Here is a 19,825-nt window from a genome sequence, read left to right as displayed (position 1 = left end):
TGTCGCGCCATCGCATTTCGAGATAGATTGCCGAAATTGGAGTTCGCCCTCGGAAGAGTACCCGTGGAAATCAGACAATTAAGATACTTCGTCGGCGTGGTCGAAGCAGGCAGTTTCACGAAAGCCGCGGGCTTCCTTAATGTCGCCCAAAGCGCGCTAAGCCTGCATGTGCGTCAACTGGAGGAAGGCTTCGGGACTCAGCTGCTGATACGTGACAGGACTGGCGTGAGCGTCACAGCGTCAGGAGCCAAATTGCTCGAGCGGGCACGGGCGATCCTCAAAGAAATTCGACTTACTGAGGTGGAATTGACCAACACAGCTTCTTCCCCTGCCGGGGAGGTAACTATGGGCATTCCATCTGGAGCGGCTCGCGTTCTGAGCGGGCCGCTGCTTGAGGCAGTGAGGAACGAATTGCCCAAGGTGTCCCTCAAAATGGTGGAGGGTATGACTGGACCGCTAGAGGAGTGGATGGCTGCTGGACGCTTCAATCTGGCGGTTCTCTACCGCACCGCGGACAGTGTAGGGCGGATGACGGTGCTAGCGCGCGAAAACCTTTGTCTGGTGGTTCCGTCCGGTGAGCCACCCTTCGAAGATGCTATATCTCTTGCTGACCTGCATGCATTCCCGCTCGCGGTCCCCATGCGCAGCAATAACGTCAGACGTTCAGTCGCTGACGTCGTCGCACAACACGGTTGCGCGCTGGACGTCAAGTTTGAAGTGGACTCGCTCTCAACGATCATCAACATGGTTATAGACGGAAAGGCTTATTCTATTCTCGCTCCGTCCGCGGTTCAGAAAGAAGCCTCTCAAGGGCTGGTCCGGACCGTCAAGATCGTTGATCCGGCGATTACCCGATCCGTCGTGCTTGCTGTGAATCCGAAAGATGAGCGTTCTGCATCCGTTTGCGCGGTACGTAAGCTCATCACCAATGTGGCCAGAGAACTGATTGAGAGCCGCGGCTGGGCTGCAGTGGCTGCTGAGCCGACCTGATAACCGTTCAACTACGAAGCTGGGACATGACCGCTTCCCGCCATCAACATCAGATCGATCTGGATTCCAGATGGATTTCGGCACTAATCGATATTTGACCCTCCGCGACCATCGCGATGAAACTGGCTCAAGCGAGTTCAGTGTTTTTGACATCGAACGGCGCTTGTATGGCATGAATATTTCACTAAGTGGAGCGCGCGATGTCCGACGCTAGGAGCCACCACCTCTTTATCAACGGCAAATGGCGAGCCGGCGGTAGCAGAGCCACATTGCCGGTGGTTAATCCGGCGACGGAGAAGGTATTTGCTTCGGTGGCCTCGGCGACCGTGTCGGATTTGGATGAGGCTCTCGCTTCGACAGAACGGAGCCGCAAGGCGTGGTCCTCGCGGCCAGCCAAACATCGTGGCGAGATCCTCGTAGCAGCCGCCAGGATTCTAGCAGAGAGGGCTGGAGCCGCGGCCAGGGACCTGTCGGCCGAACAGGGAAAGACGATTGCCGAAGCGACAGGTGAGTATGTGCGCGCTGTCGAAACGCTGGAATGGAACGGCAGACATGCCGAGGAGCTGTCGACCCCGATTCCGATGGGTCCGAACCGGATGGTCGTCCCGGAGCCCCTTGGCGTCGTTGCTGCCTTTACCCCTTGGAACTATCCGGCCGTTCTCATCGCCCGCAAGCTCGCCCCTGCGCTTGCGGCAGGCTGCCCGGTGATCCTCAAAGGGGCTGAAGAGACACCGAGCGTGGCAGTCCATATTGTTGAATCGTTGCGCCAAGCAGGCGTTCCGGACGGCGTGGTCAATCTGGTCTTCGGTGTGCCGGTGCATATATCGCGGCATTTGCTCAGTTCGCCAATCGTGAAGGTTTTAACTTTCACCGGTTCAACCGCTGTTGGAAAACAGCTGGCCATGCTCGCGGCGAATAATTTGCAGCGCTGCATCCTCGAACTCGGTGGGCACTCCCCGGTTATTGTGTGCGAGGATGCCGACCTGGCAAAGGCCGTACCGGCTATTTCGGAATACAAGTTCGAGTGCGCGGGCCAGAGCTGCAATGCGCCCAGCAGGATTCTTGTCGCGCGGTCCCTCTATGAGGAATTTCTGTCCCGGATGACGGAGGCGGTCCGCAAGATCAGGATCGGCCTACCAGACGACGCTGCAACGGACATGGGTCCGATGGCGAACGCCCGGCGAATAGAAGCAATGCAGCGCCTGACCAAGGATGCGGTCGAACGAGGCGCCCGCATCCAAACCGGTGGCGCCCGCCTTGACCGACCGGGCTTTTACTGGCCGCCAACCATCCTGACGGCCGTACCGAAGGAAGCGAGAGTGCTTCATGAAGAGCCGTTCGGACCGATCCTCACTGTGGCGCCGTTCGATGCGCTCGAGGAGGCGATTGAGGAGGCCAACGCCACCGATTATGGCTTGGCCGCTTATTTCTTCACGGACGCTGCCAATACGCAGCGAAAGCTGATTAATGGCCTTTCGGCAGGCGCTGTCAGTGTGAATTACCTGAAAGGGGTCTCGGCAGACGCGCCCTATGGGGGAGTCAAGCAGAGTGGCTACGGATATGAAGGCGGCGAACAGGGGGTGCGAAGCTTCCAAATCCTCAAAATGGTCAACGGTCTCAGCTCATTTGGATGAAATCGGTGGGAAGTAGAACACGGACCATCGCCGGCAAGGATATCACAAGGAGCGTTGCCGACGCCCTTCAGTACATCTCGTATTACCATCCTCCAGATTACATCCGGTCTCTTTCGCAGGCCTACGTGAGTGAACAGAGTCGAGCGGCGAAGAATGCCATCGGACAGATCCTGGCTAATTCCCGCATGGCGGCCTTCGGACGGCGGCCGATGTGCCAGGACACCGGTCTTGTGGTGTGCTTCGCCAAGGTCGGTATGGACGTCCGCATCAACTCAGCAGCCAGTTTCGCAGACCTCGTGAATGACGGTGTCCGTCAGGCATATCTCGACCCGGACAATCCGCTTCGGGCATCAATTGTTGCCGATCCGCTTGCCCGACGGATGAACACCCGTGACAACACGCCGGCAGTCGTCCACGTTGACCTTGTGCAAGGTAACAAGATTGAGATCACCATTGCGGCAAAAGGCGGCGGTTCGGAGAACAAGGCCCGTTTCACCACTCTGAACCCAAGCGCATCCGTTGCCGATTGGGTGGTCGACACGGTGGCGACCCTCGGCAGCGGATGGTGCCCCCCCGGCCTGATCTCTGTTGGCGTCGGTGGTAGCGCTGAAAAGGCGATGCTGCTGGCCAAAGAGGCCATGAACGAGCCCATCGATATGGTGGAACTGATTGCCAGGGGAGCGTCCAGCCCAGAGGAGGGGCTGCGGATTGAGCTTTATGAGCGGATCAACGCGCTTGGTATTGGGGCCCAAGGCCTTGGTGGTCTGACGACAGTCGTTGACGTCAAGGTTGCGACCTATCCTACTCATGCGGCGTCCAAGCCCGTTGCCCTCATCCCGCAATGTGCCGCCAACCGGCACCTGAAGTTTACTTTGGACGGCTATGGACCCATCCGACTCCAGCCGCCCGATCTGAGCGAATGGCCCGAAATTGGAACGGACGAATTGAGGCCAGCCGGCGTACGCAGGATCAATCTTGATACGCTGGCGAAGGAAGAGACAGCATCGTGGCGCTGCGGGGAAACCCTCCTTTTATCCGGAACGATGCTGACGGGCCGTGACGCAGCCCACAAGCGGATCGTCGAGTTGATCGACGCCGGCAAGCCGCTTCCGTTCGATCTGCAGGGACGCGTTATCTACTACGTTGGACCCGTCCGCGCGGTGGGAGATGAAGTCGTCGGACCGGCTGGGCCAACGACCTCCAGCCGAATGGACGATTTTACGGAAAAGGTACTAGCCGAAACCGGGCTTTTCGCGATGGTGGGCAAAGCGGAGAGAGGGCGGGCGGCAATACAGTCGATTGCAAGATACAAAACGCCGTATCTCATCGCGGTGGGAGGGGCTGCCTACCTGATCTCAAAATCAATTAAGTCAGCGCGGCTTGTGGCCTTCGAAGACCTTGGCATGGAAGCTGTCTATGAATTCGAGGTGAAGGACATGCCTGTCATCGCAGCTGTCGATGTCGAGGGAAACTCCATTCATGATTCCGGACCTCTTGAGTGGCGAAAGCGCATGGCTGCGGACAGCATCGCACGCAACATCGGCGTTTGAACCCTTCGTGACCAAGAGCCGGTCGTTCCAACCCAATTCCAGTGTCGGCAACGGCATAAGAGCTGAAGTCATGAAGGCAAAACCCAATCCTCTGCGCCTGGACGCCTGGGATATCCGCATTCTTTCAGCGATTCAGTCAGACGGTAGGATTTCAAAAAGCGAGCTTGCGAAGCGCGTCCATCTTTCGGCGTCGGCTTGCTCGGAACGTCTCCGTGCACTCGAGGCCGAAGGAATTATTGAGGGATTCTACGCACGGCTCAGTCCAGCCCTCATTGGCGGCATGGTCTTTGTAATGGTGGAGGTCGTGCTGGACCGTCATCGCCTTGAGGACCAAAGACACTTCGAGGTCGCGATCCAAGATTTTCCCGAAATCTTGGATTGCTGGGCAATTGGGGGAAGGATCGATTATCTGATGCGCGTCGCAACACTTTCCATGGCTACCTATCAAGATTTTATGGAGGGGCTGCTGCAGGCAGGGCTGGGGATTGATCAATATTACAGCCTTGTGGTGACCAAACCTGTGAAATCGAATGCACCGATCCCCTTGTCCTCACTAAGACAGCGGTAGACGCCCAGGCCTGATTCCGCGGGTTTGGACCTCCATTCCGCGAATTCCGTGGCGAAACACGCGCATTCCCGTGAAACCCGAAGGAGCGCTTCCCGTATAAGAGGCAACTGGTCGAGCCTGCCCGTAATCAACGGGAGAAGAGGGATGTGCGCGCCTGAGATATCTTGAAACCAAGCAACTGCGAGAGACGGATCCATGGCTGCCAAAGAGAAGTTCAAGTTCAAAATCGAAAACGAAAATTACGATTGGGACAACCGGTTCATAACCGGCGCCGAGGTGCGAGGCGTAGGCCCTGGCATACCGGATAGCATGGACCTTTATGTGAAAAGGCCAGGCCAGCCTGGCCAGTTAGTTGGGCACGAGGACCCGATCGACTTGCTGCCACCGGGGATCGAAAAGTTCTACGCGCAGGATGCAAGTTCCGAAGCCGGAATTGAATAATGCCCCTGTTGTTCGATTCTGATTACGAGACACTCCACAAAGCCGGCGTCAATTTTGAAGAAGAGGAGGGCGCCCGTTTCCTAATATTCAAAAGATTTCCGCTGCCGAAAGGGGTTTACCTGGCAGATGCAAAATCTGCAAACGCTGTCGATGTGTTGTATGAGATTCCGCAGAATTACAATAGCTCGGGTGGGGACATGTTCTGGGTTCACCCACGACTTCACCGGGCTGACGGCAAGCCAATACCAAATACTGGCGGACCTGGTTCCAATGAGGATTCGCGTACGCACAAGGCGACAGTGTTTTGCCGGTGGTCCAGACACTGGCATAAAAATGCCTGGAAGCCAAAGGTCGACGACGTCCAGACAATTATGGACCGGATCTCATGGGCGTTTAAGTACCCGGACGCGAGGCGTTCATGAACGGATATCGGATTTCGATTATCGGTTCCCTCGACGATAGGCTCAAGAGCTGGTTGACCGGGCACCCCGACCGTGACGAGCGGGGCGCGCTCGTCCTCTTCCGCAAAATTGAGAGAACCGTACTGGGTCTGCCGCCGTCAACGCGTTTTGTGGCCGTTGACGCGATTGAGATGGATGGCGACTGGGTGCTGGACAGCTCCCCGGTGCACTTGCGCATCAATCTCCGCAAGTTCCAAGATATCTACTTTCGCTGCGAGCAGGAGCGGCTTGAGCTGGGGTTTGTCCACAGTCACCCAAGGGGCGCTCTGGATTTCTCGACGAAGGATGATCAGAACGAACAAAGCATTCTGAGGGGATACGCTGGCTGCAATGGCCCTGAGGTATCACTTGTCGCGATGATTTTGGCCGACGGACATTGGCGTGCCAGAGTTCGGACGGGTGCGGCCCCTCACGGAGTGGCTGACGTCCGGCATGTGTGTGTGCTCGGGACGCAGCTGTCAGTTCACATCGGCAAGAAGGTCGATGCTGCACCATCGGAAGTGCTAAAGCGACAAGAAGCTGCATTTGGCGAACCATTCAACGAGAAGCTCAGATCGTTGCGCGTAGCAATCGTCGGAGGAGGGGGAACAGGGTCTTCAGTCGCCACACTTATCGCTCGCGCGGGTGTAGGCGAACTCATCATTGTAGACGGCGATTTGCTCGAAGCTAGCAATCTCAACCGCGTTCGCGGATATCGCCGCTGCGATGTAGGCGAGAGCAAAGCTGCTACGTTAGCCCGATATGTTCGGGATCTGGGCCTGAGAGTGACTGTCGTTGCCATTGAGGGGTATGTGAACGAGTCTCCAGAAGCGGTCGATGCCATTTCCAGCGCCGACTTGGTGTTCGGTTGTACTGATGATGTCGCTGGGAGAGAAATTCTCAATCAGGCGGTTTACTATTACTGCCAAGGACTCATCGACTGCGGGCTCACAGGCAATATTGGTCTTGACCAGGACCGTCAGCCGTACCTACGTGATCATAGAGGGCGGGTTAGCACAGTTCTTCCCGAATCTGGTGGGTGCTTAAGATGCCAAGGCGTCGTCACCGAGGAAAAGCTCGATTACGAGAGTGCACTGAAGGCGCGTCCGGAGCTGGCGGAGCTGGATCCAGAGACGCTCCGGGAAGAGTATTATCTGATCGGGGGCGGGGAGCGGGCGCCCGGAGTAGGTCCCTTCACCAGTGCGACCGCCGACATGGCCGTAGCGACCTTGTTTGATCTGGTGCGCCCCTATCGGCGGCTTGCGAGCGACATTCGCCGCGACAATATATGGTACGATTTCGTGCACATGGTAATTTACAGCAATATGCCAAAAGACAACGCTGGTTGTTTTTGCTGCGGTCCAGACGGTTTATTGCTCGCACGCGAGAATGGCTACCGGCTCGGTATGCCGTCACTCGGCAAGCTGTGTTGATTCGCATGTGGTCTTGGTTGTTAAGTTTCCTACGGTGGGCAGAGGAAATCATTCTCGGTCCACGTGGTCCAAAAACACCGGCGGACCGAGTTCCTTCTGAGGCATCGCTCGCGGACGTATCTTTCGCTCGCAATGATGTGGTTGAAAAAACGCCGCCGAATGACGCGGTTCGGCCGGGACAGTTCATAAGCGTCGTGCATAAAGGCCGACCATACTGGGCACTCTTTAGGTGTCCCTGTGGGTGTGGCGATGTGGTTTCATTGCCAACCCACGCGCCACATAACCCCAGGTGGCGCATTGAGGTGAGCGTGGAGGGCCGGCCAACGTTGCATCCCTCCGTTTGGAGAACCAAAGGATGCCTAAGCCATTTCTGGCTCAGCGACGGGAAAGTCTATTGGTGTGAAGACACCGGTGTCGAGCCTTGGCGAGCCCGACCAGACATATACGCAAGAAATCTCTAGAGTGGGTCCTGGAGCCGCGGACGCGTTTGCGGTAAGGCCCGCGCGGCTTCACCGGGCGACGCACCCTTGTCATGGAGATGGGCCGCGCCACCGCGGGTCTCGGCAACGGCCTTCATCGGGAACTGTCCCTCGGCTGCAACAAGCGCCGCAAGTCGGTTTATTTTGAGTCCGACCCGGCCAGCGCGTCCTTGAGGATCTCCACTTGCATGGTCTTGCGGCCGGGAAGCCGCTCGAGGTCGCGAACGTGCTCTTCAAGCCCCGCACTTCTGAACTCCAAAGATTCGTCAGATCCCACCGCAGCCGCTGCAATTCAATCCGTCGATATTCGTCAGCCGCCTGTGCTTGAGTATATCTAAGCCTCCCACATTAGCCGACTGTCCGGTCCAAACGGGCCCAGTCCAGGCAAAGGTACACCAGCTCAGTTGATTTCCACGGCATCTGATCCCGATTCCGCGAATTCGTCTGCAAAAAACATCCATTCCCGCGAAATTCCAGCGGTGTTTCCGGTATACTGCTTGCCAATGAGCTGGCCGGCCAAATGCCCCCGCCATTGTATCGCGAGGAGAGGGACATGCGCTTGAGCAATCTGGGAACCGAGCAACTCCGGGAGAAGGATAGAAGCTTCGTCTTTCATCCTTCTACGCATCTGGCCAAGCACAGCCGAGGCGAAACGCCAAATAGGATCATGGCCGGTGCGGAAGGCGTTTATATCTGGGACACCGAAGGCCGAAGGAGCCTCGACGGTTTCGGAGGCCTCTACTGCGTGAATATGGGTTATGGATGCACGGAGATCGCCGAGGCTATTGCCAGGCAAGCGCACGAATTGCCGTTCGCACACGTCTATGCCAGCCAAGGTACGGAGCCGGTCGCCCTTTTGGCAGAGGCCGTGGTCGAGTATTTCGGTCAGAACATGCGAAGGGTCTATTTTGGCCTCTCTGGTTCCGACGCTAACGAAACCAACATCAAGCTGGTCTGGTACTATAATAATATCCTCGCCCGGCCCGAAAAGAAAAAGATCATCTCGCGAAATCGCGGCTATCACGGATCTGGGCTGGTCACCGGTAGCCTGACCGGCCTTCCGTTTTTTCACAATTTCTTCGACCTGCCTCTGGATTTGGTGCGCCATACCACCACGCCACACTACTACCGCCAGGCGCGCATCGAGGAGAGCGAGGAAGCTTTCTCCCGGCGCTGTGCCGATGAGCTTGAAGCCTTGATCCTGGCTGAAGGACCAGAAACGGTTGCAGCCTTTATCGGAGAGCCGGTACTTGGGACAGGAGGTATTGTGCCGCCCCCCACAGGGTACTGGACGGCCATTCAAGCGGTGCTCGATAAGTACGATATCCTTCTGATCGCTGATGAAGTGGTCTGCGGCTTCGGGCGGACCGGCGAGAAGTTCGGTTCTCACCTGTATAACATGCGTCCGGATTTCGTGACCATCGCCAAGGGGCTGAGTTCCGCCTACCTCCCCATCTCCGGGTCGATCATTGGCGACCGAGTCTGGTCGGTTTTGGAACAAGGAACTGAGAAGCACGGCGCACTTGGCCATGGATGGACATATTCCGGTCACACGCTTTGTGCTGCGGCCGCGCTTGCCAATATTCGACTGCTAAAAGAAAGAAACATCCTGGAACATGTGAAGGATGTCGGACCGTACTGGCAGGCCCGCATGAAAGCCGAACTGGCGGGACATCCCATCGTCGGCGAAGTTCGCGGAGTGGGTATCCTATCCGCGGTAGAGATGATGCGGGACCCGAAACAAAGGATACCATTCGATCCTGACCTTCAGGTCGGGGTGCGCACTGCAGCTGCTCTGTTTGAAAATGGTGTGATCGGACGGGCCATGCCGCATGGCGACATCCTCGGCTATGCGCCACCTCTGATCATTACCCGAAAAGAGATCGACATCATCGTCGGTGCGACCGCGAAATCAGTCGATGCCACATATCGCGCGCTGAAGGCTGAGGGTGCCGTATGATCTTCCAAAGGCGACGGGATTGAGCACTGGCGTGACCATGTGCCAGAATGCTGTCATATCATCCCATGAAAACTCTGCACGGACCAGTCGTAAAGATCCGGCTGCGTCAGGGGCCGTCCTTGGGTGATGCTGGCTTGACTGCATTCTGTTGCGCCGAGCAAACCAAATAGTTGAATTCAAGACATCTGATCCTGAGCATGCTCCGGACCACTTTACTCGCAAGTTGTAACCGACCAGTTCTGCCGCCACTGTCCTGTCCCCCAACAACCAGGGCCTTTGTGCGGCGCGCCCTGCCGGTGTACCTCCCCGCCGGCAGGGCGCCCTTTTTGATTCACCCCATCACCATCATTAAGGGCGGCCGGAAATCAGGCGTTCAAAGATGATTTGCGTATTAGGATGCAGATCGAAACTTAGACGCGACTTTACACCATTGCAGCGCGCCATCCCCACCATTCAACGGAGCGGCCACGCCGAAGATATCGTCCTCAATCATCGATTGCAGCAGAACAATCGCGGCGGTGAATTCTCACACCTCAAACCCAGTGTGGCCATATCTGCTGATCAGCTCCGAGACGCCTGCGAAGTCAATGACAGTTGTCCGGCCATGCACGCGGCGGCCGGGAGGCGTGCAGAAAGAGGAAGAAGCGAGCGCGACTATGACGAGGGACATGCCACTTGTTTTCGAGACATTCCTTGAAAGACTGTCACAGAGTGTCGATGAAGCAGATTTCCGGGAAGCCTTGGCTGAGGCGGCGGCAAGATTTGACCTACTCTCTTTTGCGTACCTGTCTTTGCCATCACTGCCTTCCGGCAAGCCAAGGCTAATTTCGAATTACCCACCTCGCTGGGCCATGCAGTATCTGGAAAATCAGTATGAGAAGCTCGATCCTGTCATCTTGCGTGCTCGAAATGGCGGCCGCCCGTTTCAATGGGGATCGGATTTGTGGGGCGGTAAGATGTCGCCGGCTCAACAGCAGCTATTTGATGAGGCGGCCCGATTCAGCATCCGCTGCGGATTGACGATCCCAATCGTCGATCTACGAGGCCGCACTGCCGCGGTTACGTTCGCCGCCGATGAGCCTCGTCCAGTATTTCTTCGGGTCATCGAGCGGTACGAACAAGCTCTTCAGCTGATGGCCACCTGCTTTCATCGCTGCGTTCGCCGCAAACTGCCGGGCGATCGAACCGTGGATGGGATCTTGCTGACATCGCGCGAATATATGTGCCTGCGGTCGGCAGCGCGCGGCAATTCGGCCTGGGTAACCGGCCGCATCTTGGGCATTAAGCCGCGCACCATCGCATTCCATTTGGAGAATGCCAAGAAGAAGCTGGGCGTGCGCACGCAAAATCAAGCCATAGCCCTTTTGGGGTCCCAAGGGAGCTCGATCCTCTGAGTAGCTCTTTGGTCCGCTGTGCTCGGGTCATCGGTCGCAGCATTTTAACAGCGGCGAAGGGATGCTGAGTCCCTTTGCCGCCCGGCGCAGTCAGGCGCGATGCAGTCGTATATTCCCGTCACACTTTGCACTCAAAGGGCTCAGTCGGCGTCTCGTTCCGACGCTAGTCCGCGTTGCATGGCTATGAGAATAGCTCGCCCCATACTGCTGACGTCAAGCGTCAACCGTGGCGGGCGCCCGGTATTTGAACATCCAGCTTCGCCGAAAACCTACACAGTTGTTACTCGTGGGAGGAGCGGCACTCGATGACGTGCTGCTGTGGCTACTGCCCATCCAAACGGAACGCGATTCCTTTTGTCGCATCAGACCCCCAACCGGCCAAAACCGATGCCCATGAACCGAATTGAGGCTGCCGTTGGCCGTTCCTGGATGCCTCATCAGGCGCCGAGGAGGGGGCTGTAGCCGAAGCAGTGGCGGCCACTGGGCGAGCACTGCGCAATTTCTCAGCTGTCGAACAATTCCTTGTACCCGCTTGTCATCACCCAGTTTGCACGGTCGAGATGACTGCGAACAGCCTTCCTCGCACGCTCCGGTTCTCGTCTCGGATCAATGCCGAGGATCAGATGTGCCATTTCCTCTTCGCTAGCATCGTCGCCGGATGCATCGAGGAGCCTCATGTAGGTTGTAAAGTGCTCCTTGTCGTAGGCTGTGATGCCGTCTGACCAGGGCACTTCGTCGGTAATCGCCATGTCCGATTTAGGCTGTAACATTGCTGATCCTAGCTCCAGATGATCGCCTCGGCGACTTCTCTCCCGGCAAAATGTGAATTACATATTATAGTTGATAAACTCAAGTCGCCTGATCCGGTGGCTTGCGTGCATGGATATGCGCAAGTTGATCGGACGGAATGTGCAGCGGATCAGGCAAAGGAAGCGTCTGACCCAGGAGCAGCTTGCCGACATTTCCGGCTTCAGCCAGCAGTACATCAGCGGTTTGGAGAAGGGCCGAAGAAATCCGACGATCATCACGATCTATGAACTGGCGTTGGCGCTCGGCGTCAGCCACATGGATCTGGTACGGCCCGACAAACAGGCCTGAAGTGGCGGTTCATGTAATTACTAGGAGCCAGCGCCTGACGGCGCTCACTGGCTCTCACTGGAGGTCCGATCTCCCCCGGGGCGACCAGCTATCGCCGCCAGCCCTTTGCCGATGAGTGTTCGGCGGGGCTCGCGGGCAAGGTGACTGAGAGAACCAGCGCTACGACGTTACAGTCGAGGTTACGACGTTCTGATCAAAGGTGGGCGCGACGCATGCTGATCGCGTACCTCGACAGGCGTCCTTGTGCTGGGCGTTCTGCAGAAGTCGTCACGGGAAACTGAAACTAACCCGAGGAAGGGGGAACGCTAACGGGCGCCTGAGGGGGCCCGTTGGCTCAAAGCGCTCACGAGGCCGCGGTATCATCGGTACGTGACACCTGCGCCGATCAGCCAGGGATCGAGCTCCGCCTTGCCCGTCTGGCTGTTACCGGCCACGGTGACTTCGAAGTCCGGCTTCAGGAAAAGCTTCTTCACGTCGAAGTTGACGCCCCAGTGCTGGTCGAGCTTGTAGTCGAACCCGACCTGCAGCGCGGTGCCGAAGGTGTTCTTGACCTTGAGATCATCGGCGCTGCCGGCCTTGATAAAGGATCGTATAGTTCACGCCGGCGCCGACATAGGGCTTGAAGGCGCCGAAATCGGTAAAATGATACTGGAATGTGAGCGTGGGCGGCAGCAGCCAAACCTTACCAACCTTGCCTAGCCCCATCGAGCCTTGGCCATTGATGTTGGCAAAGGTGGCGCCGAGTATGGGTTCGGCGGCGACGTTGTCCGAGAATATCGAGTTCAGGCGTCACCGTGTTCGAATAGGAAAGACCGGAGCCAGACACCCCATTGACGTAGCCCGAATCCCCAGTGATGACCCCCAAAGCGCGCAGGCGGATCTGCCAGGGCTTGGCCATTCCGCGACCGAAGGACCCTCGTCGGGGCCGCACGGTTCTGGAAGGTCTGACGCGACCGCCTGCTGTCCGATCAGCATCAGGACGACAGCCGCTGTTGCTGCCCGCGCAGGTTCATTCGCTTTGTTGACTGATATCTCTTGCTCTTCAGAACTAACGAATTATCATGCAACTAGTCTATTTGATTAAGATAGATGGAGCTGTGCGCGCATTCTGACCAACTGTGATCGCGTTATTGCTTTTGTCGCAGTCCTCGACCTGTGCTCCTTCGTTCGTGCTTGCTTTCGTCGTGCTCCCGGTCGTCCATACACGTTACCGGCGTGCCAGCCGATCGCGCCGCCAAGCAAAATGTCGCCTAAGCCAATGAACGCGCCCGGGTCGGATTCCTGCCGTAGCTGTGCCCGCCCGGGCTGGTCCCGCAGAAGCAACCGGATAGGCACCGTATTAACCTAGCCGAATGTGGTCCCCCGAGGAGCGCAGGCGGATATGCCAAGAGCTTGACTCCTAGATTGGTGTCGTAGACGGGCACGGGTAAGCGCAACGGGACGGGGGAGGCGGGGAGGCGCAGGTACTTGTGGATGACTCGTCGCGACAACCTGCTGTGCCAGCAGCATCAGGACAACGGCCGTTACTACTCCCTGCGCCAGTTTCATTTATTTGATCCCATGATATTGCTCCTTGCTCTTCAGAAAATGGTAGACTGCGATAGTCCTGCAGTATTGATTGAGGTCGACAGCGTACGGGGGCGCATTTGCGCAAACCGTGCTCGCATTATTTTGCACCTTTGCCGCACCCCTCGACCTGTACTCAGTCATCCGAAGTTCGCTCTCCCCGAGCTCCCGATCCTTTGTGAAAGCTATCGGCGTGCCAGCCGATCGCGCTGCGAAGGAAATTGATGCCAAGACTAATGAATCCAGCGCGCTCCCGATTGTCTTTACCGTGCCCGTGCCCGCCTGCGACGGGCTCGTAGAAATAAGCCGGATAGCCGAGGGCCTGCAGCTTTGCGGCCATCTTGCGCGCGTGGCCCGGGTGAACGCGGTCGTCACGCTTCGTGGTGGCGAGCAGGATCGGCGGATAGGGCTGTCCCGGCGTGGCGGCGTGATAGGCGGAGATTTCCTTCAGGAAAGCCCAATCCTCAGCCTTGTCCGGATCGCCATATTCGTCGATCCAGCTCGCGCCGGCCAGGAGCTTGGTGTAGCGGCGCATGTCGATAAGCGGAACCGTGCAGAACAGCGCGCCGAAATGCTCGGGATAGCGAGTAAGCATGTTGGCGATCAGCAGGCCGCCATTCGAGCCGCCCTCAGCGGCAATCCGCCTCGGTAGTGTGATGCCCCTTCGTACGAGGTCGGCTGCTACGGCAGCGAAATCGTCATGGGCGAGACGCTTGCCCTCCCTCCGTCCGGCATCGTGCCAGCGGGTGCCGAACTCGCCGCCCCCGCGGATATTTGCCACCACACACGTGCCGCCGCGTTCGAGCCACAGCTTGCCGAGCGAGGAGTTGTAGTGGGGCAGGAGCGATATGCCGAACCCGCCATACGCGGAAAGGTGAACCGGGGCATCTCCGTTCCCGTTCGCCGGACCGACCTGCATATAGGGAATCAATTCATCATCGATCGAGACTGCCTCGTGGCGCGTGACCACCAGTCCGGATGCGTCGAAATTCTCCGGGCTGCGCTTCAGGACCACTGGAGCGCCAAGAGGCGGCGCATCATTGAGATCGAGTAGGAGCAGTTGCGACGGTGTGATCGGGTCCTGAGCCGAAACGAGGACCTCTCCATTGGTCTCGTGATCTGCCGCATCGAGGGACCAGAGGTGGACGGTCCCTTGCGCGGGCACCGTGTCCAGGGCTCGGCGCGTCCATTCCTGGCGACCCGGGGTGAACACCTCGAAACGCGGAGCGAGGTTCTCGAGGTAGGCGACAATGAGCTTCCCGTCATTCCAGAAGAATGACTGCAGACAGCGCCTCTCGCCCGGTTCAAACAGGGTGCTGAAACGGCGTTCGCCACCGATGAAAGAAGAAAGCGAGATGCCGATCAGCGCGTCCGCGGGATGGGTGGTCCCTCTCACTGTCCAGGGCTTGCGCGGCTTTACCGCCAGCCAATCACCGAAGCTGGCCCACCAGGCATCCCGAGGAAGGTTGATCTCAAGCTTCGGCCCGCTCCTGTCGCCGATTTGGACTATCTGCTTGAAGAAGCCAGTATTCTCGATGAACCAAAGGCGCTCGTTCTCGACCGTGCGGTCCAGATGACCAGACACGCTTAGGGATTCGGAACCCGTCTTGAAGATTACCGGCGCGGTGAGGGGATCGGCGCCACGCTTCCACAACCGCACGGCCCGCGCGAAGCCGGAACGGGTGGCCATGTCATGACCAAGCGCACTGAAAAGCAGAAGCGTGTCAGGGTCGAGCCAATTTATCCCGCCCTTGGCCTCTGGGAGATTGAACCCGTCGGCGACAATGCTCAAAGAGCTAAGGTCGAATTCGCGATGCACGACCGCGTCGCTGCCCCCGCGCGACAGGCGCAAGACGGCTCTTTCGCGCGTCTCAGGCTCGATCGACGCGCCGCCCCAGACCCAGTCTTCTCCGTCGCTAGCGGCCAGGGCGTCCAGATCGACCAGTAGCTCCCACTGGGGATCCGCATTCATGTAAGCGGCAAGGGTGGTCCGGCGCCACAACCCGCGCGGGTTTCCGGCATCTTGCCAGAAATTATAGAGGTACTGACCGCGGCGCGTGACGAGCGGAATCCTGTCGAAACGGTCGAACATCACTCTAAGCGCCGCCCGGTCGCGCTCGAACTGCGTTCCCGCGAAGTGCTTCAGGGTCTTTGCCGACTGGCTGGCGGTCCACGCAAGTGCCCGTTCGCCTTCTACATCTTCGAGCCAAAGATGGGGGTCATCGTCGGGCGCATTCAGCGTTGGGCGAAAATCGAATTCGCTCATGACCGAAAGACCTGAGAAATGAAAGCGGAAGGGCTCTCGTCCGCTCGAGACGGCCCAATGTTTGCGGCGGTGTCCGCATGTTCGAAAAGCGTGATCATGGATGAGTTCTTCCCAACCGGTGGCGTCGCAGTGCTCCTGCACATAGGACCGCAGCTCTCGTGCCAACTCGGAAGCCCTTACGGAACAATGCGATCGCTCTGACAGCGCCGTGTCAGATGTCAGACATCGTCGCGAATGCGACAACGAGTGCACCGCGTAATCACCGGATCAACTCAGGCCCGATAGCTGACACCGTGCAGCTCACAAGGAATTTGGTTGGCCGCCGACATCTTCGCTCCGGAAGGCTTCGCGTATGCGAGTCAATGGCGGCCACCATGATGCGATGGACGAGTGAGCGACGAAGACCGGCTGCCACCTGTGGGTTTAGACCCCGCCGGCGGCAAAAACCGGAGCCAGGCAAGGAATTGGACGCCGCTTGGGCGATCTGAGGGTTGCCCAAGCTCTACCGCAATCTCGGCCTGCACCGTCCCCTTGATTGGATTCTTGAAGTCTGTCGATCAAGCCAGCAAGCTGTTCGGGCGAATGCAGTGGACTGGTCGCCAAGGCAGGTTGGGGTGATGTCGGGCCGCCGTCCGATATGCGATACGCGGGTTCAGGAGGGGCGGTAGAGTCCATGAGAGAAAATTCCCCCAGGAGACCTCCCGATCACTGACCTTATAGCGCTAGCGCTATGACAACTTGCCCATAACCAGCGTGCAATCCACCGCGGCGCCCACTGCCCCTCAAGGAAAATCTGGCACGGGTCTCACGAGCCGATCACGGACTTGAAATCAATTGCGTTGGCCTGCACAGGCCGGGGTGGCTGCCGCTATGCGGATGCGACGGCCTGGATGCGTGGTGCGCGCGCCTTCTACTCTCGACAGTGCCGATGGCACACGGTTCGACGAAATGCCTCTATCGAGGTCTGGTGCGCTCAGCGCCGGCATTGGCTGAAAAGGTCCAGAGGCCGGCCCAGGCTGCACGGGAGCACTCAATCCCATTCAACCCGTTCTTCGCAACGGCTTGCCCGCGGACACGTCGGTATGAAGCACGTTCCCAAGTCCTTCGAGGTTAAGCGAACACCGAAATGCCGACTCGGTCGCAGCGCTACTGTTCGGCATAAAGTCTATTTTGCGTCATCGAAAAAAAGTAATTGATCAGCTTTTACGGCTGTTTCTGGGTAAACCTCTAAATATCTCATTGTATTGTTGTCATGTATACGGTCGCGAACATAGAAAAATCCTATCTTAATGTTCTTACGAAGCGAACGTATGTTCGTTGGTCGAACGAATGAAGTCACTTTCTCCAGTTTTAAATATTCAAAAGCAAATTGGACAACCGCCCTGCCGGCCTCGACTGCTATCCCCTTTCCCGAAGCCGCAAGGTTGAGACAAGTTACTATTTCAACATTATTCGGATCTTCTGGAAGGTACAGGCCGCTGCGAGCCAACCCACAGTAGCCAGCGAATTTGTTGCCTTGGTCTGGATCTTTGACGAACAGCATCCATAAGCCGAAACGATTGTTCTGCCAATGATTAATGAACTCAAATAGTGCAGCTTTCGACTGCTCAATCGTCGGAGCGAGTCCACCCCTGGCGTTAACCACGAACGGATCGCTACGAAGGCCATGCAAAAGAAGCTCGTCGCTATGCGACGGCGGCCTCAGGAATAGGTGTGGCGTTTCTAAGATGTGCATAAGCAGATGCCTTGTTTCTAAAAACTTAAAGTTAGGGGCACCTAAAGAAGGTGCAGTATGGTTCCTAGATGGAACGTGCAGCTTGATTCCAAGAATACTCATTACTTGGATAAAATTCTGGTAAATCTCTGCAAAAATATTGTTTCAGAAATGCAGAAGGCTGATAAAACCCGCCGAGAGGCGCATCCATTTTCACGAAGATTTATCTTAAGTCACACAATGAGGTTGCGTACTTGCGCAGAAATGGAGAACGACGCCCTTGGCATAGGCCCACCTCCGACCGCTCGGTGGGCGCGCAGCTGTGTTTCGCGATTGCGTGACAGCAAACGCCTTGCTCGCCCGCTTCGGTGATCACCATCCGCGGTCACAGCTCCCGACGTCGCGAAAAGCGTCACTCCGGCCTTGCGACGGCCTCGAGACCACGAAACCGCAAGCAGATGAGATCAGTCTTCGTTTCGCCCAAGGAGCCGAATCCTTACTTCGCTTGACAGTACACCCGGACCAAGGGCAGTGGGGACAAGTCTGCCTCGGAAATCAGCGGCATCCAGGGGCAAGCGAAGCTCAGCCGCTGCATTCCACAGCGCTCTGAAAACCCCGGCGTGAGCACCACCCAAGAAGCGATTGCGGGCCTCGCCGGTCTGTTTTTCGGTCCTCTGAGCAGTCGCCTTCACCTGTACAACTATACAGGATGCCCTAGCGTGAATCTTGGTCTCCAATGGCGGGGAACTTCCCCCAGGAGACCTCCATGGCCAAGCTTATATCGCTGGCGCTACGACGACCTGCGCACAATCAACTAGAAACCCACCGCTGCGGCACGCGGTCTTCAAGGAACGTCAGGAATGCGGCGCAGGAACCGGCCACTGGCGGCGAGCCAACTCACTTGGCCAGCTCGGGCCGTGCTGGCTGCGCTGGTTCGGTCATGTCGCCGCTATTTGCCGGCGTGTTCGGCCCTGAACGGTGCCGACCGCAACAGCTTCGACGAAACGCATTCGTCGAGGTCTGGTGGCCCCTGCGCCGGTGCTTTGCCAACCGGCATGATGTTTCGACCTGCCTGGGGGCTGGCAGGGGAGCAAAATGATGCCTGCAGTTCTCGTGAATGGCGCCGATGGGGCTGATTGGCGCGATGAAAGATCATACGATTACACCTCAGCTCTGACGCCGCGCGAATGGGCCTGGGAGTTCTTACGCCGGAATCCAGCATTCCAGCCTGATGTGACCACAGCAAGCCGGCAGGCCAATACTTTGTCGTACCGACCTTTTCTCAATGTGGTCACCGTGGCCTGCGAACTGTCACGCTGGGGTGTTCTGTTTCGCCGAGTCTCATGGGCGCAATTCGGTCGTATTCTGGTCTCCGCTATGGTGCGCTCATGTGCTGCCGGTCATTGCAGAACAGCTGTCCGCGTGGTCGGGCACAGCGCCGTTCGAGCTCTCGGCATTGCCGTGCCGTTCGACGGTTCTGCTAGCCCCCGACAAGGGCCAGCATGTTCTTCTTCGGGATACCAAGCACACGCTCCAACTCGCCGTCTCTGGCGCGGATATCTTGCACCCCGTTTGCCTCCGTACCGAGGCCATCTGGCCCGAGACCCTTTCGAAGCACCGTCTTAGGGCGATCGAGTCCCTCAATCGTCTAAATGTGGGTCAACAGCTTCCTGCCCGCTTATTCCCGCCAGAAAAGCGGGGTCCTCGTTTGACCTTCGTTCTTCGTGCGCTCGACGGCTCACTTGCTGGGGCGTCACATCGCGAGCTCGCCGAAGCGCTGATTGGTCAACAGCGCGTCCATGCCGACTGGAGGGATCCTCGCGATCATCTGCGCGACCGCATTCGCCGCGCTGTCTCTCGTGGCCGCGCCCTCATGCATGGAGGGTACAGGGATTTCCTTTTTTGAAAAGTGACGGTCCGCCCCGTACATCAGCCGGCGAACAGTTCGGATCCAGAACGTCAGTTCGCCCGGTCCCACTTGGCGGGGAAAGACCTTACAGGTGCGCTCTGGTTCAACCCGTCAGTCGATGCCGAGAGGCACGTTCGAATGTTCCACAGGTGACAATGTCGAGTACGCAACGGAGAAAAAAGCTGCCGCGTCGGGTATACGCTATACGCAGCGGCCGAGCCAGTTCTTCCCAGCAACGGCAGACCGCCGGCATGGCTACGTGGGTGTAGTTCGACTAACTTGTCATGCTTATCACTTCTTTTGCGGCCAGCTTTCCACCAGATTGCGCTGGGTTGACGGCCCGGAACGTAGAGGGAGCACGTTCAGGCTTGGTGTCGGGGTGC

14 protein-coding genes and 2 pseudogenes are annotated in these 19,825 nt (G+C 57.7%); 11 read left to right on the top strand and 5 right to left on the bottom strand.

Going from position 1 to position 19,825, the window contains the following annotated elements:
* Positions 1 to 63: 63 nt before the first annotated feature.
* From FJ425_RS18130 to FJ425_RS18100, 7 genes are all read left to right on the top strand, one after another.
* Complete coding sequence (locus FJ425_RS18130) at positions 64 to 990, top strand: LysR family transcriptional regulator (protein ID WP_064994229.1); 927 nt, start codon at positions 64 to 66, stop codon at positions 988 to 990.
* Between the two features lie 200 nt (positions 991 to 1,190).
* Positions 1,191 to 2,624: an NAD-dependent succinate-semialdehyde dehydrogenase gene (locus FJ425_RS18125; RefSeq protein WP_064994228.1), complete on the top strand. Its 1,434-nt coding sequence runs from the start codon at positions 1,191 to 1,193 to the stop codon at positions 2,622 to 2,624.
* Positions 2,621 to 4,174, top strand: coding sequence for a fumarate hydratase (locus tag FJ425_RS18120; RefSeq protein ID WP_064994210.1), 1,554 nt, complete (start codon positions 2,621 to 2,623; stop codon positions 4,172 to 4,174). The genes FJ425_RS18125 and FJ425_RS18120 overlap by 4 nt, the downstream gene beginning before the upstream one ends.
* A complete protein-coding gene (locus tag FJ425_RS18115; protein ID WP_224655964.1) occupies positions 4,104 to 4,742 on the top strand; it encodes an Lrp/AsnC family transcriptional regulator in 639 nt (212 codons plus the stop codon). Before FJ425_RS18120 ends, FJ425_RS18115 begins: the two co-directional genes overlap by 71 nt.
* A gap of 195 nt (positions 4,743 to 4,937) precedes the next feature.
* Positions 4,938 to 5,183: a multiubiquitin domain-containing protein gene (locus FJ425_RS18110; protein WP_064994208.1), complete on the top strand. Its 246-nt coding sequence runs from the start codon at positions 4,938 to 4,940 to the stop codon at positions 5,181 to 5,183.
* A complete protein-coding gene (locus FJ425_RS18105; RefSeq protein ID WP_064994207.1) occupies positions 5,183 to 5,605 on the top strand; it encodes an E2/UBC family protein in 423 nt (140 codons plus the stop codon). Before FJ425_RS18110 ends, FJ425_RS18105 begins: the two co-directional genes overlap by 1 nt.
* Entirely contained in the window at positions 5,602 to 7,056 is a 1,455-nt protein-coding gene (locus FJ425_RS18100; protein ID WP_064994206.1) for a ThiF family adenylyltransferase, read from the top strand. Before FJ425_RS18105 ends, FJ425_RS18100 begins: the two co-directional genes overlap by 4 nt.
* A 486-nt stretch (positions 7,057 to 7,542) precedes the next feature.
* On the opposite strand, the pseudogene FJ425_RS32075 reads toward FJ425_RS18100, so the two are convergent.
* Positions 7,543 to 7,773 (bottom strand): annotated as a pseudogene (locus FJ425_RS32075) (IS3 family transposase); the annotation flags it as partial.
* A gap of 315 nt (positions 7,774 to 8,088) precedes the next feature.
* Between FJ425_RS32075 and FJ425_RS18095 the strand changes: the two are divergent.
* Together FJ425_RS18095 and FJ425_RS18090 are read left to right on the top strand one after the other, a co-directional pair.
* A complete protein-coding gene (locus FJ425_RS18095) occupies positions 8,089 to 9,495 on the top strand; it encodes an aminotransferase (RefSeq protein WP_064994227.1) in 1,407 nt (468 codons plus the stop codon).
* Positions 9,496 to 10,151: 656 nt separating this feature from the next.
* Entirely contained in the window at positions 10,152 to 10,889 is a 738-nt protein-coding gene (locus FJ425_RS18090; RefSeq protein ID WP_064994226.1) for a LuxR family transcriptional regulator, read from the top strand.
* Positions 10,890 to 11,392: 503 nt separating this feature from the next.
* Here the strand turns inward: FJ425_RS18090 and FJ425_RS18085 are convergent.
* Positions 11,393 to 11,659, bottom strand: a complete 267-nt coding sequence (locus FJ425_RS18085; RefSeq protein ID WP_064994205.1) for a DUF2285 domain-containing protein — start codon at positions 11,657 to 11,659, stop codon at positions 11,393 to 11,395.
* 109 nt (positions 11,660 to 11,768) lie between these two features.
* On the opposite strand from FJ425_RS18085, the gene FJ425_RS18080 reads away from it, so the two are divergent.
* Positions 11,769 to 11,987 carry a helix-turn-helix transcriptional regulator gene (locus FJ425_RS18080; RefSeq protein WP_013533400.1) on the top strand — a complete coding sequence of 73 codons (219 nt, stop codon included), beginning with the start codon at positions 11,769 to 11,771 and terminating at the stop codon, positions 11,985 to 11,987.
* A gap of 359 nt (positions 11,988 to 12,346) precedes the next feature.
* Here the strand turns inward: FJ425_RS18080 and FJ425_RS18075 are convergent.
* The 3 genes and pseudogenes from FJ425_RS18075 to FJ425_RS18065 all read right to left on the bottom strand — a co-directional run bounded on the left by FJ425_RS18075 (position 12,347) and on the right by FJ425_RS18065 (position 17,656).
* Positions 12,347 to 12,962 (bottom strand): annotated as a pseudogene (locus FJ425_RS18075) (OmpW family protein).
* A 727-nt stretch (positions 12,963 to 13,689) separates the two neighbouring features.
* Complete coding sequence (locus FJ425_RS18070; RefSeq protein ID WP_064994204.1) at positions 13,690 to 15,819, bottom strand: prolyl oligopeptidase family serine peptidase; 2,130 nt, start codon at positions 15,817 to 15,819, stop codon at positions 13,690 to 13,692.
* Positions 15,820 to 16,984: 1,165 nt separating this feature from the next.
* The gene (locus tag FJ425_RS18065; RefSeq protein WP_084015908.1) at positions 16,985 to 17,656 is read right to left on the bottom strand and encodes a GNAT family N-acetyltransferase; all 672 of its coding nucleotides are present in this window, start codon (positions 17,654 to 17,656) and stop codon (positions 16,985 to 16,987) included.
* Positions 17,657 to 18,818: 1,162 nt separating this feature from the next.
* Here FJ425_RS18065 and FJ425_RS18060 point away from each other — a divergent pair.
* A complete protein-coding gene (locus tag FJ425_RS18060) occupies positions 18,819 to 19,439 on the top strand; it encodes a DUF2285 domain-containing protein (RefSeq protein WP_084015906.1) in 621 nt (206 codons plus the stop codon).
* The last annotated feature ends 386 nt before the right edge of the window (positions 19,440 to 19,825 follow it).

The sequence above is a fragment of the Mesorhizobium sp. B2-7-2 genome (genome assembly GCF_006440775.1).
Taxonomy (GTDB): Bacteria; Pseudomonadota; Alphaproteobacteria; order Rhizobiales; family Rhizobiaceae; genus Mesorhizobium.
Note: the sequence above shows the minus strand (reverse complement) of the source record. Positions and strands in the feature narration are given on the sequence as shown.

Coding starts and splice junctions, on each gene's coding strand:
- FJ425_RS18070 (WP_064994204.1), bottom strand. CDS start 15,819: ATGAGCGAATTCGATTTTCGCCCAACGCTGAATGCGCCCGACGATGAC.
- FJ425_RS18080 (WP_013533400.1), top strand. CDS start 11,769: ATGGATATGCGCAAGTTGATCGGACGGAATGTGCAGCGGATCAGGCAA.
- FJ425_RS18060 (WP_084015906.1), top strand. CDS start 18,819: ATGTGGTCACCGTGGCCTGCGAACTGTCACGCTGGGGTGTTCTGTTTC.
- FJ425_RS18085 (WP_064994205.1), bottom strand. CDS start 11,659: ATGTTACAGCCTAAATCGGACATGGCGATTACCGACGAAGTGCCCTGG.
- FJ425_RS18110 (WP_064994208.1), top strand. CDS start 4,938: ATGGCTGCCAAAGAGAAGTTCAAGTTCAAAATCGAAAACGAAAATTAC.
- FJ425_RS18125 (WP_064994228.1), top strand. CDS start 1,191: ATGTCCGACGCTAGGAGCCACCACCTCTTTATCAACGGCAAATGGCGA.
- FJ425_RS18115 (WP_224655964.1), top strand. CDS start 4,104: ATGATTCCGGACCTCTTGAGTGGCGAAAGCGCATGGCTGCGGACAGCA.
- FJ425_RS18100 (WP_064994206.1), top strand. CDS start 5,602: ATGAACGGATATCGGATTTCGATTATCGGTTCCCTCGACGATAGGCTC.
- FJ425_RS18065 (WP_084015908.1), bottom strand. CDS start 17,656: ATGAGTATTCTTGGAATCAAGCTGCACGTTCCATCTAGGAACCATACT.
- FJ425_RS18095 (WP_064994227.1), top strand. CDS start 8,089: ATGCGCTTGAGCAATCTGGGAACCGAGCAACTCCGGGAGAAGGATAGA.
- FJ425_RS18120 (WP_064994210.1), top strand. CDS start 2,621: ATGAAATCGGTGGGAAGTAGAACACGGACCATCGCCGGCAAGGATATC.
- FJ425_RS18090 (WP_064994226.1), top strand. CDS start 10,152: ATGACGAGGGACATGCCACTTGTTTTCGAGACATTCCTTGAAAGACTG.
- FJ425_RS18105 (WP_064994207.1), top strand. CDS start 5,183: ATGCCCCTGTTGTTCGATTCTGATTACGAGACACTCCACAAAGCCGGC.